The organism is Pseudomonas sp. NPDC096917 (genome assembly GCF_044762555.1).
Classification (GTDB): Bacteria; Pseudomonadota; Gammaproteobacteria; order Pseudomonadales; family Pseudomonadaceae; genus Aquipseudomonas.
The window spans coordinates 17,204-31,046 of record NZ_JBIWEO010000029.1 but is presented as its reverse complement, the minus strand read 5'-3'; the positions used below and the strand labels follow the sequence as shown (position 1 = coordinate 31,046).

General features: G+C 55.9%; 13 protein-coding genes and 1 pseudogene. 10 read left to right on the top strand and 4 right to left on the bottom strand.

What is annotated here, in order from left to right:
• Positions 1 to 566: 566 nt before the first annotated feature.
• Positions 567 to 2,153: an ABC transporter substrate-binding protein gene (locus ACIQYF_RS22740; RefSeq protein ID WP_402866289.1), complete on the top strand. Its 1,587-nt coding sequence runs from the start codon at positions 567 to 569 to the stop codon at positions 2,151 to 2,153.
• 3 nt (positions 2,154 to 2,156) lie between these two features.
• Here the strand turns inward: ACIQYF_RS22740 and radC are convergent, their stop codons facing one another.
• Positions 2,157 to 2,831, bottom strand: coding sequence for a DNA repair protein RadC (radC, locus tag ACIQYF_RS22735; protein WP_402866287.1), 675 nt, complete (start codon positions 2,829 to 2,831; stop codon positions 2,157 to 2,159).
• A 122-nt stretch (positions 2,832 to 2,953) separates the two neighbouring features.
• Here radC and coaBC point away from each other — a divergent pair, with 122 nt between their 5' ends.
• The 4 genes and pseudogenes from coaBC to argB all read left to right on the top strand — a co-directional run bounded on the left by coaBC (position 2,954) and on the right by argB (position 7,258).
• Positions 2,954 to 4,162 (top strand): bifunctional phosphopantothenoylcysteine decarboxylase/phosphopantothenate--cysteine ligase CoaBC, encoded by a 1,209-nt coding sequence (gene coaBC, locus ACIQYF_RS22730; RefSeq protein ID WP_402866285.1) that lies wholly within the window; start codon positions 2,954 to 2,956, stop codon positions 4,160 to 4,162.
• Positions 4,163 to 4,167: 5 nt separating this feature from the next.
• Positions 4,168 to 4,623: a dUTP diphosphatase gene (gene dut, locus ACIQYF_RS22725; RefSeq protein WP_402866283.1), complete on the top strand. Its 456-nt coding sequence runs from the start codon at positions 4,168 to 4,170 to the stop codon at positions 4,621 to 4,623.
• A 297-nt stretch (positions 4,624 to 4,920) separates the two neighbouring features.
• Positions 4,921 to 6,324: pseudogene (locus tag ACIQYF_RS22720) on the top strand (phosphomannomutase/phosphoglucomutase); the annotation flags it as partial.
• 25 nt (positions 6,325 to 6,349) lie between these two features.
• Positions 6,350 to 7,258, top strand: coding sequence for an acetylglutamate kinase (gene argB / locus ACIQYF_RS22715; protein WP_402866281.1), 909 nt, complete (start codon positions 6,350 to 6,352; stop codon positions 7,256 to 7,258).
• A 75-nt stretch (positions 7,259 to 7,333) separates the two neighbouring features.
• Here argB and pyrE read toward each other — a convergent pair whose 3' ends face one another.
• Positions 7,334 to 7,975: an orotate phosphoribosyltransferase gene (gene pyrE / locus ACIQYF_RS22710; protein WP_402866279.1), complete on the bottom strand. Its 642-nt coding sequence runs from the start codon at positions 7,973 to 7,975 to the stop codon at positions 7,334 to 7,336.
• A gap of 82 nt (positions 7,976 to 8,057) precedes the next feature.
• On the opposite strand from pyrE, the gene ACIQYF_RS22705 reads away from it, so the two are divergent.
• The 4 genes from ACIQYF_RS22705 to ACIQYF_RS22690 all read left to right on the top strand — a co-directional run bounded on the left by ACIQYF_RS22705 (position 8,058) and on the right by ACIQYF_RS22690 (position 11,158).
• Complete coding sequence (locus ACIQYF_RS22705) at positions 8,058 to 8,837, top strand: exodeoxyribonuclease III (RefSeq protein ID WP_003437806.1); 780 nt, start codon at positions 8,058 to 8,060, stop codon at positions 8,835 to 8,837.
• A gap of 236 nt (positions 8,838 to 9,073) precedes the next feature.
• The gene (locus tag ACIQYF_RS22700) at positions 9,074 to 10,234 is read left to right on the top strand and encodes a hypothetical protein (RefSeq protein ID WP_402866277.1); all 1,161 of its coding nucleotides are present in this window, start codon (positions 9,074 to 9,076) and stop codon (positions 10,232 to 10,234) included.
• Positions 10,231 to 10,617: a hypothetical protein gene (locus ACIQYF_RS22695; protein WP_314483014.1), complete on the top strand. Its 387-nt coding sequence runs from the start codon at positions 10,231 to 10,233 to the stop codon at positions 10,615 to 10,617. The genes ACIQYF_RS22700 and ACIQYF_RS22695 overlap by 4 nt, the downstream gene beginning before the upstream one ends.
• A 154-nt stretch (positions 10,618 to 10,771) precedes the next feature.
• A complete protein-coding gene (locus tag ACIQYF_RS22690; protein WP_402866274.1) occupies positions 10,772 to 11,158 on the top strand; it encodes a hypothetical protein in 387 nt (128 codons plus the stop codon).
• Positions 11,159 to 11,565: 407 nt separating this feature from the next.
• Here the strand turns inward: ACIQYF_RS22690 and ACIQYF_RS22685 are convergent, their stop codons facing one another.
• Both ACIQYF_RS22685 and rph read right to left on the bottom strand, forming a co-directional pair.
• Entirely contained in the window at positions 11,566 to 11,934 is a 369-nt protein-coding gene (locus ACIQYF_RS22685) for a DUF4870 domain-containing protein (protein ID WP_402866272.1), read from the bottom strand.
• Between the two features lie 17 nt (positions 11,935 to 11,951).
• Positions 11,952 to 12,674, bottom strand: a complete 723-nt coding sequence (gene rph / locus ACIQYF_RS22680) for a ribonuclease PH (protein WP_402866270.1) — start codon at positions 12,672 to 12,674, stop codon at positions 11,952 to 11,954.
• Positions 12,675 to 12,975: 301 nt separating this feature from the next.
• Between rph and ACIQYF_RS22675 the strand changes: the two genes are divergently transcribed.
• A complete protein-coding gene (locus tag ACIQYF_RS22675) occupies positions 12,976 to 13,839 on the top strand; it encodes a YicC/YloC family endoribonuclease (protein WP_402866268.1) in 864 nt (287 codons plus the stop codon).
• Positions 13,840 to 13,843: the final 4 nt, after the last annotated feature.

The window sequence follows — 13,843 nt, the reverse complement described above, 5'->3', positions numbered from 1 at the left end:
TTACCGGTAACTTGACAGACTCTCGACATGCCTCAGCCCTCTAAAACCACATGCCCAACCCGGCATGGGTTGGCCGCTTAATCTCTCAGTCATTTGGCGCTAGGCGCCGCGTTTCTTTAAGGGTCTTACCGGCTACACCTACAAACGAAGGAACCGGGCCCCTAGAAAAGAGCGCTGCTTTATACCAGAAAGACTAAAGCGCAACAACAAGCAGTGTGGTTTGCCTTGATTAATAAAGGCGGCATTCTAACGACAAACCGCGTGAAAGCCTATGCCCCAAGGGTTACAACCGCTCGTCGCGAGATGAAAGGTTTCAGTGCGATTTCGGTCAACCCACTGATCCTTGTAGTCGCTGCCGCAGGCTGGCGTAAGGTCCTAAGAGCCTCTAAAAAGACCGCAGAGGCTTCAAAAACCGTGTTGCTACGTAACCCTTCGCAGCCTTCGGCAGCGACTACAGGGAGATGGGGTGTTATGAAAAAGTGGTCATTTGGCGAGCAGATCACTAGGGTAGGACTTTTCCAGACTGCACTTGCAGATGGGCCAACGACTTGCAAAGGAAACAGAATATGCGTCTCGCTGCTGCCCCCTTTTTGCTCACCTTATGCTTGAGCCCGCTGGTTCAAGCGGCCACCTTGAGTGTTTGCACCGAGGCAAGCCCTGAAGGGTTCGATGTCGTGCAGTACAACTCGCTCACCACCACCAATGCCTCGGCTGACGTGCTGATGAACCGCCTGGTGGACTTTGACGCCCAGACCGCCAAGCTGGTGCCAAGTCTGGCGCAAAGCTGGTCAGTGTCGCCTGACGGCCTTGTCTACGATTTCAAATTGCGCCCCGGGGTCAAGTTTCACAGCACCCCGTACTTCACCCCCAGCCGTGAATTGAACGCCGATGACGTGCGCTTCAGCTTCGAGCGCATGCTTGACCCGGCCAACCCGTGGCACAAGGTTGCGCAAAGCGGCTTCCCGCATGCGCAGTCTCTGCAACTGCCCGAACTGGTCAAAAAAATTGAAACCCCCGACCCGCTGACGGTGCGTTTCACCCTCAGCCACCCGGACTCAACGTTCCTGCCCGCGCTGAGCATGGGCTTTGCATCGATCTATTCAGCGGAATATGCCGACAAACTGCTCAAGGCCGGCACACCCGAGCTGATGAACAGCCAGCCGATCGGCACCGGGCCTTTTGTGTTCAACCGCTTCCAGAAGGACGCCGTGGTGCGCTACAAGGCCAACCCGGATTACTTCGCAGGCAAGCCGAACGTTGACGGGCTGATTTTCGCCATCACCCCCGACGCCAACGTGCGCCTACAAAAGCTGCGTCGCAACGAATGCCAGATCGCGCTTTCACCCAAACCGCTGGACGTCGATGCGGCCCTCAAGGACCCGACGCTGACGGTCGCTCAAACCCCGGCTTTTATGACCGCGTTTGTAGCGATCAACTCTCAGCATCCGCCGCTGGACAAGCCCGAGGTGCGTCAGGCGATCAATCTGGCCTTCGACAAAGACACTTACCTCAAGGCCGTGTTTGAAAACAGCGCACAGCCCGCCAACGGGATTTACCCAGCCAATACCTGGAGTTACGCCAAAGACTTGCCAGGCTATGCCCACGACCCGCAAAAGGCCCGCGAACTGTTGGCCAAGGCCGGCCTCAAAGACGGCTTTAAAACCACTATTTGGACACGGCCCACCGGCAGCGTGCTGAACCCCAATCCAAGCCTGGGTGCGCAATTGCTGCAAGCCGACCTGGCAAAGATCGGGGTACAAGCCGAGATTCGGGTGATTGAGTGGGGCGAGCTGATTCGTCGCGCCAAAGCGGGCGAGCACGATCTGCTGTTTATGGGCTGGGCTGGAGATAACGGCGACCCGGATAACTTTCTCACCCCGCAGTTTTCGTGCGCGGCCGTGAAATCCGGGACCAATTTTGCGCGCTATTGCGACAAGACCCTCGACAGCCTGATCAGCCAAGGCAAAACCATCACCGATCAAAACAAACGCAGCGCGCTGTATCAAAAAGCTCAGGCATTGATTCAGCAACAGGCGTTGTGGCTACCTCTGGCTCATCCAACGGCCTACGCACTGACCCGCAAAGACGTAGAGGGTTATCAGGTAAGTCCGTTTGGACGTCAGGACTTTTCGACGGTCAACGTTAAGCCCTAAGCGTCACATCCAGCCGTATTCGACCATTGAGAGTGGTTCGCCATCACCGACGATGAAGTGATCCAGTACCCGCACTTCGATCAAATCCAGCGCCTCTGTGAGGCGCTGGGTCAGGGTGCGGTCGGCTTGGCTGGGCTCGGTGATGCCTGAAGGATGGTTGTGGCAAAAAATCACGGCAGCGGCGTTGTGCGCAAGGGCGCGCTTGACCACTTGCCGAGGGTAAACACTGGCGCTGTCGATAGAGCCCCGGAACAACACTTCAAAGGCCAGCATTCGATGCTTGGAGTCCATAAACAGACAACCAAATACCTCATGCGGCTCATGGCGCAGCAGCGATTTCAGGTAGTCGCGAACTGCCTGCGGGCTCTCTAACGCCGAGTCCCGGCGCAAACGCTCGGCCAGGTGACGGCGCCCCATTTCCAGCACCGCTTGCAGTTGACTGAACTTGGCGGGGCCCAGCCCGAGCTGACGACAGAACACGCCAAGATCGGCTTCCAGCAAGGCCCTGAGGCTCCCGAATTCAACCAATAAATGCCGCGCCAAATCGACCGCACTCTTGCCTGAAACCCCCGTGCGCAGAAAGATCGCCAGCAACTCAGCGTCTGAAAGACTGGCCGATCCATGTTCTAAAAGTTTCTCGCGCGGCCGCTCGGCCGCAGGCCAATCTCTGATACTCATAACACCTCCGTGTGTGGGTGCGCCGCTGTTCCGTAGCAAGCGCTGTGTTATCTTAGCCCATCATTTTTGCGTGGCATTTGGCCATTTTCCGCGCAGTCATCATCGAACTAGAAGGCAGGCCTATGCAGCGGCTGTATCGAAAACGCATTGTTTTGGGCGTCGGCGGCGGCATTGCTGCTTACAAGAGCGCAGAGCTGGTTCGCCGGCTGCTGGACCAAGGCGCTGAAGTACGCGTTGTCATGACTCGGGGTGGCAGTGAGTTCATCACCCCTCTGACCATGCAAGCCTTGTCCGGACACCCCGTTCATCTGGATTTGCTCGACCCGGCAGCCGAAGCGGCCATGGGCCACATTGAGCTGGCCAAGTGGGCCGACCTGGTGCTGATTGCACCTGCAACCGCTGACTTGATCGCCCGCCTGGCGCAAGGCTTGGCCAATGATTTGCTGACCACACTGGTGCTGGCCACAGATGCAACAGTGGCCATTGCACCCGCGATGAACCAGGCCATGTGGCGCGACCCGGCCACTCAAGCCAATACTCAATTGCTCGAAAGCCGTGGCCTCAAGGTGTTTGGCCCGGCCTCCGGCAGCCAGGCCTGTGGCGACGTGGGCTTGGGTCGCATGCTTGAGGCCAATGACCTGGTGCATTGTGCTGCCGAGTGTTTCCAGCGTCAGGTATTGACCGGCAAACACGTGCTGATTACGGCTGGCCCGACCCAGGAAAACATCGACCCGGTGCGCTACATCACCAACCACAGCTCCGGCAAAATGGGCTTTGCGCTGGCCGAAGCCGCCGTTGAAGCGGGCGCCCGCGTGACCTTGATTACCGGCCCTGTGCACTTGCCGACGCCAGACCGCGTAAGCCGTATCGACGTAGTCAGCGCCCGCGACATGCTCGCTGCGTGTGAAGCGGCGATCCCGTGCGACATATTTATAGCCTCGGCAGCGGTTGCCGATTACCGCCCGGAAGTCGTTGCGCCACAAAAACTCAAGAAAGACCCGACCAAGGGCGACGGCTTATTGCTGCAAATGGTCCGCAACCCAGACATTCTGGCCACCATTGCAACGCGCCCGGACCGTCCTTTTAGTGTCGGCTTTGCCGCAGAGACCGAGCACTTGCTCGATTACGCAGCGCGCAAACTCAAAGACAAAAACCTCGACCTGATTGTGGCCAACGATGTGGCTAACCCCAGCATCGGTTTCAACAGCGAAGAGAACGCCTGCAGCGTGATTGACCGCGACCTGCACGCTACCGTATTTGCCCAGACCAGCAAGGGCAAGATTGCCCGCCAACTGATCACTTTTATCGCCGAACGTCTGAACCAGGTTTAACTCGTATGCACGCTTTACAAGCCAAAATCCTTGATCCACGCATTGGCAGCGAATTCCCGCTGCCGCAATACGCCACACCCGGCTCCGCAGGCCTTGACCTGCGCGCCATGCTTAAAGAAGACACTGTTCTTGAGCCAGGCCAAACCGTACTGATCCCGACCGGTCTGTCGGTGTACATCGGCGATCCGGGCCTTGCCGCGCTGATCCTGCCGCGCTCGGGCCTGGGCCACAAGCACGGGATCGTGCTGGGCAATCTGGTCGGGCTGATCGACTCCGATTACCAGGGTGAGTTGATGGTGTCGTGCTGGAACCGTGGGCAAACCGCATTCAACATCACCATCGGCGAGCGCATTGCTCAACTGGTGCTGGTGCCGGTGGTGCAAGCGCACTTTGAGCTGGTTGATGAGTTCGACGTAAGCCAGCGTGGCGCTGGTGGTTTCGGTCACTCCGGCAGTCTCTGACTTGCAGTATCAGGTCAGGCGCCCTGCCTGACCTGAACCGTTGGCGTGGTAATTCAGGATGAAGTTCGCGCAAATGTTTCTACCCCTTTCTTCGTCTAAACCGATAGCGGCCTTGCGCCATATGTTCGCTGATGCCATTGGGCCTCATGAACTCGCGCGTCTAAACACCGTCCAAACGCTCAACGTGCACTCGACCACAGCACCTCAATCGGTGATTGTTCGCCGCAGGTCCTGGTCAATTTTTGTGTGCGTAACCACGTCAGCCCCTCCCCTAACATCTTTGAGAGTGGAGTCCCCCCTGTAATGAGCAGCTCAGCTTCGGTCGCCCCCCAATTCCACGACACCATTTTTCGCGCCTATGACATTCGCGGCGTAGTACCGCAAACCTTGACCGCTGAAACCGCTTATTGGATTGGCCGCGCCATTGGCTCCGAAAGCCTGGCAAAGGGCGAACCTCATGTTTCAGTAGGCCGCGACGGCCGTTTGTCTGGCCCGGCGCTGGTTGAACGCTTGATCCAGGGCGTTGCCGACAGCGGTTGCCACGTCAGCGATGTGGGCCTGGTGCCAACCCCAGCCCTGTATTACGCCGCCAGCGTACTGGCCGGAAAGTCAGGCGTGATGCTCACCGGCAGCCACAACCCGTCGAACTACAACGGTTTTAAAATCGTGATCGCGGGCGACACACTGGCCAACGAACAAATTCAGGCGCTGCACACCCGCCTCAAGACCAATGACCTGACGTGGGGCGAAGGCCGGATCGAGCGCGTTGATATTTTGTCGCGCTACGCCGATGAAATTATCAAAGGCATCACCCTGGCCAAGAAGCTCAAGATAGTCGTCGACTGCGGCAATGGCGCCGCCGGTGTCATTGCCCCCCAGCTGCTTGAAGCGCTGGGCTGTGAAGTCATCCCGTTGTTCTGCGAGGTGGACGGCAACTTCCCGAACCACCACCCTGACCCGGGCAAACCTGAAAACCTGGTAGACCTGATCGCCAAGGTCAAAGAAACCCACGCCGACCTGGGCCTGGCTTTCGATGGCGACGGCGACCGCGTGGGCGTGGTGACCAACACGGGCACCATGGTATTCCCGGACCGTTTGCTGATGCTGTTCGCCCAGGATGTACTGGTGCGCAACCCGGCCGCCGAGATCATCTTCGATGTGAAGTGCACCCGCCGCCTGACCCCGCTGATCAAGGAATACGGCGGCCGCCCATTGATGTGGAAGACCGGTCATTCGTTAATCAAGAAGAAGATGAAAGAAACCGGTGCCTTGCTGGCCGGAGAAATGAGCGGTCATATCTTTTTCAAAGAGCGCTGGTTCGGTTTTGATGACGGTATTTACAGCGCTGCACGCCTGCTGGAGATCCTCAGCAAGCAGCGAGACACTGCTGAAGAGCTGTTTGAGACCTTCCCGAACGATATTTCTACGCCAGAGATCAATATCGATGTGACGGATGAGAGCAAATTCAGCATCATTGACGCACTGCACGACGCCCAATGGGGTAAGACCGCCGAGCTGACGTCGATTGACGGCGTGCGCGTCGACTATCCACATGGCTGGGGCCTGGTTCGCGCTTCCAACACCACACCGGTGCTGGTGCTGCGATTTGAGGCTGATACCGAGGCCGAACTGCAACGCATCAAGGATGTCTTCCACGCTCAACTCAAGCGTGTGGCACCTGATCTCCAACTACCGTTTTGATCGACTTGTTTTACCGGAGCCCTGAATGACCCTCGAACGTGATGCCGCCTCTAACGTCGCCAAGGTTTTGTCCGAAGCGCTGCCCTACATTCGCCGCTATGTCGGCAAGACGCTGGTCATCAAGTACGGCGGCAACGCGATGGAAAACGATGACCTGAAAACCGGTTTTGCGCGTGACATCGTGTTAATGAAAGCGGTGGGTATCCACCCCGTCGTAGTGCACGGTGGTGGCCCGCAAATCGGCGATCTGCTCAAGCGTTTGTCCATCGAGAGCCATTTCATCGACGGCATGCGTGTGACCGACTCGCAAACCATGGACGTGGTTGAGATGGTGCTCGGCGGCCATGTGAACAAGGAAATCGTTAACCTGATCAACCGCCACGGCGGCAGCGCTATCGGTCTGACCGGTAAAGATGCCGCGCTGATCCGGGCCAAGAAAATGGTCGTGACCCGCCAAACGCCAGAAATGACCACGCCAGAAATCATCGACTTCGGTCATGTCGGCGAAGTCACCGGCATCAACACTGATCTACTGAACATGTTGACCAAAGGTGACTTCATCCCGGTGATCGCGCCGATTGGTGTGGGTCCGAATGGTGAGTCGTACAACATCAACGCTGATTTTGTGGCGGGTAAAGTGGCTGAAGCGTTGAAAGCTGAAAAGCTGATGCTGCTGACCAACATTGCCGGTTTGATGGATAAACAGGGCGAGGTACTGACCGGTCTGACCACTGCACAGGTCGATGCGCTGATTGAAGACGGCACCATTTACGGCGGCATGCTCCCAAAAATTCGGTGCGCACTGGAAGCCGTGCAAGGTGGCGTGACCACTGCGCACATTGTCGATGGTCGTGTACCGAATGCGGTGCTGCTCGAAATATTCACCGATACCGGTGTCGGTACGCTGATTACCAACAGCAAACCGGCCACTTAAGCCGATTCAAAAAAAGACCCCGTCCGGAGCTTCCGGACGGGGTCTTTTTTATGGGCGGTGTTGCACGTGCGGGCGTTAGATCCCGTACTGGGCCCGATAGGCTTCAACCGCTGGCAGGTATTGTTTCAGTGCGTCGTCATCGGCCAGGAACTCCAGCACCTGGTTCAACGACACGATGCTGACCACCGGTATACCGAAATCGCGCTCAACTTCCTGGATGGCCGACAGCTCGCCATTCCCGCGTTCCTGGCGGTTCAAAGCAATCAGCACGCCTGCCGCTTTTGCGCCCTGAGCCTGAATGATCTGCATGACCTCACGGATGGCCGTACCAGCAGTGATCACGTCGTCGATGATCAAGATTTCGCCTTCCAGTGGCGAACCTACCAGGCTGCCGCCTTCGCCATGGGCCTTGGCTTCTTTGCGGTTAAAGCACCACGGCACATCGCGATCATGGTGTTCAGCCAGCGCTACAGCCGTGGTCGCGGCCAAAGGTATACCTTTGTAAGCCGGGCCAAACAGCACGTCGAAAGGAATACCGCTGTCTACGATGGCGGCAGCATAGAAACGGCCCAGTTGAGCCAGCGCGGAGCCTGTATTGAACAGACCGGCATTGAAGAAGTAAGGACTGGTACGCCCGGACTTCAGGGTGAACTCACCGAAGCGCAAAACGCCGCGATCGATGGCAAAACGGATGAAGTCGCGCTGATACGCTTGCATGAAAAAGGCCCCAGATACCACGGATTTAGCTAAATAGTAAGACGGCGTGTATCATACACGCACGTGATTTTTGGGGCCATTTATGCGGATCATCAGTGTGAACGTCAATGGTATTCAGACGGCAGTCGAGCGCGGTTTGCTCAGTTGGCTGCAAGCTCAGAATGCCGACGTTATCTGCCTGCAGGACACCCGTGCCTCCGCCTTTGAACTGGACGATCCAGCCTACCAGCTGGATGGCTACTTTCTTTATGCCTGCGAAGCTGAAGTCCCTGCCCAAGGCGGCGTGGCTTTGTACTCGCGGTTGCAACCGAAAGCAGTCATCACTGGGCTGGGCTTCGAGACGGCCGATCGCTACGGGCGCTACCTGCAAGCCGATTTCGATAAGGTCAGCATCGCGACCTTGCTGCTCCCTTCGGGGCAGAATGGCGATGAAGACTTGAACCAAAAGTTCAAGCTAATGGACGACTTTGCACGCTACCTGGATAAGCAGCGTCGCAAGCGTCGTGAGTACATTTACTGCGGTTCGCTGTATGTGGCGCAGCAAAAGCTCGACATTAAAAACTGGCGTGACAGCCAGCAGTCTCCTGGCTTCCTGGCGCCTGAACGGGCCTGGATGGATGAGATTGTCGGCAACATGGGCTATGTAGATGCCCTGCGTGAAGTCAGTCGTGAAGGCGATCAGTACAGCTGGTGGCCGGACAACGAACAGGCCGAGATGCTGAATCTGGGCTGGCGTTTCGACTACCAATTGTTGACCCCGGGCTTGCGCCGCTTTGTACGCAGCGCTCGCTTGCCGCGTCAGCCACGCTTCTCGCAACATGCGCCGCTGATCGTTGACTACGACTGGACACTGACTATCTAAGTGTTTTCGCCGTCAAAAAAAGGCCCGTATCGGAAGATACGGGCCTTTTTTTGTATGCCGAATTTGTCGGGGCCGAGTGATCCGGCGGTCATGCTGTGGGGCTGAGGGATACAGTGCCTACATACCAGGAAACAGCCTGCCAAATTAAGGGAAATGGCTGATAGCAACTTAATAAAGCTGCCCGATACAGTCCGCGGACTTCATGGGTTAGGCCTGTCGAAGAAGGTACGTTTTTTTTGGTGACGGATGATCCTTTTAGTCCGTTGAGTGAAGACACCTTCAATAAGTATTACCACATCACTGGCCGAGGCTGGCCAGGAAGTTTTGCTGCGCCTGCAGAGCCTGAGAAACCGACGCCGGCAAAGACAGAACCTGTTCTTAGACAAAAGCCGAAGCCACAACCCGAAGAACCTGGCTTCTATATCGTCATGAAAAGCACCACGGGCGAACGATTGAAAGCCGCATTGTTCGCGGCTCAAGATCCTGCAGTAATGAGTAAGTTTGAGGCCTTAAATCCGAACCTCGGCAACATCAATGCGGGGACCATGATCGTATTAAGCGATCCGAATAACCTGCACTGCACCCGAGAAGAAGCCATCTTGATGCAGGCGGCGGCCAAAACCAACGATGCAATCAAAGAACTCAGCCCAGAAGAAGCGGACTTTATGGTGAGGCACCGTGAAGAGTTCGAATCCTTTTTTGCTCACGCGTCGACGTCCATCGGCATGGGCGAGGCGATGTTTGCCAAAAACCTGGACGATGTGAAACAGCTCATGAAGGATATTGAAGCGCTGCATGTAAGGACATTTGAAGCGAGTGGTGGCCTAAGAACCGCTGAGTTCTTTGCCGAACGTAAGCGTTTGCTGTCACAGCTCAATACGAATCTCACCGCTCTGACCCGCAAAAGTATCGGGTTCCCTGACCACCCTAATCTCAAAAGTGCGCTGGGCATTTCCAGCCGCAGCCTGGTTCATCGCTGGACGTTGGCAGGCGGAGCGGATCAAATTCCCGGGTATGCAACTCATATTGAAGGCGTGTCCAGGGCTGCCATGTATGTGAAGTACGGTGGCTGGATTGGCACCGTTATTGGTGGCGGCGCGTCAGTCATGAAGGTTCAGGATGTGTGTGCAGCGGGTGATGCAGAGGCTTGCACGAAAATCAAATACACAGAGGCGGGTGGTTTTGCCGGTGGGGTTGCAGGCGGCGCATTGGCTGGTGCGGTTTTAACAGCACCAGCCGTTTCTGGGTTATGTCTAGGTATCGGTGTGACAACGGTTGGTGCTGGGGCATTGGTTTGTGGTGTGCTGGTTGTCGGGGGAGCTTCTTTTACAGCGGGTTTCTTAGGCAGTGCCGGCGGGGAGTTAGTCGCCGATAAAATTTTTGAGAGTTCCCGATGAGTTTGGATACCGCAGATAAGATTTTTTTGGCTGTGGGACTAATCGATTTTGGAGGGATATTTCTTTGGATTGGTGTGTGCCTGCGGCTGGCTTATACGAAGATGGATCTGATGCTAAATTATTTGAAAAATAGTTCGCTAATGGGCACTTTTGCTCATCTCAGGCAGGGCGGCCCATGGGGAAAGTTGGTGTTGGTCGGTAGCATTTCTAGCGTAGTTACTTTTCCCGGCTTTTATCTTAAGCGTGGGACAGTCAATGCTGAAGATATTCGGTGCTTTCCTACAGCACTTAAGCGCAAGCTGGTGATATTGCAATGGGCCGGCTTAGTCCTTTTAGTGACTATGGTTTGTATTGGCATAGTTGCTAAGTTGGGATGGGTATAAATCCTTTTAGGACGAAATAAGTCAACGCTCAAGCGATAGCTATTGGTAGATTAATCTGTGGCGTGTTAGTTGTCGGGAGTGGGTTTCTTGCCGAAGGTGTCACTCTGGGTATGGTAGGCGAAGACGCGGGCGAACTTATTTATGAGATCGTTGAATGAGCATTGAAAAAATAGTGTTTGGCCTTTTAGGTGGAATACTGGTTATAGGCGCAATTATTTGGCTTATTATTGCACTTCGTATTACTTATACACATTTGGATTTAATGTTGAAGCACCTTGAAAACTCTTCGACAGTCACGACGCCGACACAATTAAAGCAAGGCAGTCTCTGGGGGAGAGTACTGCTTGTGGGCAGCATTTCGAGTGTTCTTACATTTCCTGACTTTTACATTAAAAGAGGCCGTGCCAGTGCTGAGGATATAAGCTTATTTCCCACTCTGCTCAAGCGGAATTTAGTGGTTTTGCAATGGGGAGGAATTGTAATTATGAGTTCATCCGTATTGTTATCTCTGACTCGCAAAGTCTTTGATTGGCTGAGGTAATCTCGGATGTTTTCGGGCCGACTGAACAGGTGATAAAGGTGTCGTAGACGGGAAGGACGCGTGGGTAACAGGTGATGCTGAGGCTTGCAGGAAAGTGAAATTTACCGAGGCGGGGGGGCATCGCTGGAGGTGCAACTGCGGGCGCAGTTTTACAGGAACATCTGTTAGAGGCTCCATTGCCCGTTGTTTAACGGCAGCAGTCATTGTTGCTCTTACTGACTTATAAGCTCATCTCAGCGTGCAACGCTGTTCACTAAAGGAAAAACGGCGCCTACCCAAAAATGAGTAAGCGCCGTTTTTCTTGGTCTTCACCGCAGCACTGAACAGCAAAACACTTAGGTCAGTGTCTTAAGTAAACAGCAGTGCGCCCCTGCGTAGGCTTTTTGTCTGGAACCGCGCAGTAACCTTTACTTGATCGGTCGCCACGTGAAGGGGTAGCGGTACGTCACGCCGTCATTGGCTTTAACCCCCGCAATGACCACCAGCACCACCGCGCCGATGAACACCAGACCGAGCAAGGCAAAGCCGATCAGCACGAACATCAGCACGTAGCAAATGGCCGAAGCAATCGCCACGGTGATCTGGAAGTTCAGCGACTCCCTGCCCTGTTCATCGATAAAGGGATCGCTCTCACGCTTGAGCTGCCACACAATCAACGGCCCGACCAGGTTGCCAAACGGAAACCACATGCCAAGGAACGCCGCAAAGTGACAGAACATGGCCCATTGACGAGCTTCGCGGCTCGGCTTGGGGGTTGAAAGGTCTGGCTCAGTCATGGCGTTCTTCCTGTTGATCAGTCAGCCAAAGCAGCCTGTTGCAAGGCGAAGATTTCGTCCATGCCTTTTTGTGCCAGTGCCAGCATGGCGTTCAGTTCTTCCGGCTGGAACGGCGCGCCTTCGGCAGTGCCTTGAACTTCAATGAAACCACCGCTGCTGGTCATGACCACGTTCAGGTCGGTCTCAGCTGCCGAATCTTCAGGGTAGTCGAGGTCAAGCACAGGCACGCCTTGATACATGCCCACCGATACAGCGGCGATCATTTGCTTGATCGGATCGCCGGCCTTGAGGCCACCACGCTTTTTGATCACTTTCAGCGCATCAACCAGTGCAACCATTGAGCCGGTGATCGACGCGGTACGAGTACCGCCATCAGCCTGGATCACGTCGCAGTCAACGTACAGAGTGATGTCGCCCAGCTTGGACATGTCCAGTGCAGCGCGCAGCGAGCGGCCGATCAGACGCTGAATTTCGAGGGTGCGGCCGCCTTGTTTGCCACGGCTGGCTTCACGCTGGTTACGCTCGCCAGTGGCGCGCGGCAGCATGCCGTATTCAGCGGTCAGCCAGCCTTGGCCTTGACCTTTAAGGAAGCGCGGAACGCCGTTCTCGACGCTGACGGTGCAGATGACTTTAGTGTCACCGAACTCGACCAGTACAGAACCCTCTGCGTGTTTGGTGTAGTTGCGGGTGATGCGGATCGGGCGCAGCTGATCGGCAACGCGACCACTTGGACGTTTCATGTGGGATACCTGTACGGGACGGAAAACTGCCGAGCATTATAAAGGCCATGGCCGATCAGGGCACATTTAAAAAGCACGCTATGTTTTGTCGCAACTCATACGTGGGAGTTTGGCTTGCCAGCGATACGAGCAATGCAGTCTTACTGTCAGCCCCTGCGATACCATCGGTGGCAAGCCAGTTTCCACCCAAAAGAAGTCCGTCTTTACGACAGACGCCATTTGGGGCCACCGGTCGCACTGCGTTACAATCCGCCGCCTTAATAGCCGCTCGGCTTAATTCATCAGATCGCGAGGTACCTCCATGGTGCACAGCATGACCGCCTTTGCCCGCGTAGAAAGCGCCGGCACTCAGGGCACCCTGAGCTGGGAGCTGCGTTCGGTCAACAGCCGTTACCTGGAGCCGCACCTGCGTTTGCCCGAGTCTTTCCGAGACCTCGAAGGTGCTGTGCGTGAAGCGCTGCGCCAGGGTATTTCCCGAGGCAAGCTTGAGTGCACCTTGCGCTTTACCGAAGAAACCACCGGCAAACCGCTGCAGGTCGACCGCGAGCGCGCCGCGCAATTGGTCGCCGCTGCCGAAACCATCGCCAGCCTGATCAAACAGCCAGCGCCCCTCAACCCGCTTGAAGTGCTGGCCTGGCCCGGTGTTCTGGTCGCCGATGCCAGCGACCCGCAAGCCCTTAACAATCAGGCACTGGCGCTGTTCAAGCAAGGTCTGCAAGAACTCAAGAATGGGCGCGAGCGCGAAGGCGCAGAGCTGGCCCGCTTGATCAGCGAACGCTTGAACGCGATTGAAGGCGACGTCGAGACCTTGCGGGTGCTGGTCCCGCAAATGCTCGCTACCCAGCGGCAAAAGGTACTGGATCGCTTTGCTGACATGAAAGCCGAGCTTGATCCACAGCGCCTTGAGCAAGAAATGGTCATGCTCGCGCAAAAAAGCGACGTGGCTGAAGAACTTGACCGCCTCAGCACTCACATCCTTGAGGTGCGCCGCGTGCTCAAGTCGGGCGGTGCCGCCGGTCGGCGTCTCGACTTCCTGATGCAAGAACTTAACCGGGAAGCCAATACCCTTGGCTCCAAGGCATTCGACCCGCGCAGCACCCAAGCAGCGGTCAACCTCAAAGTGTTGATCGAGCAGATGCGCGAACAAGTACAGAATATTGAGTAAGGTT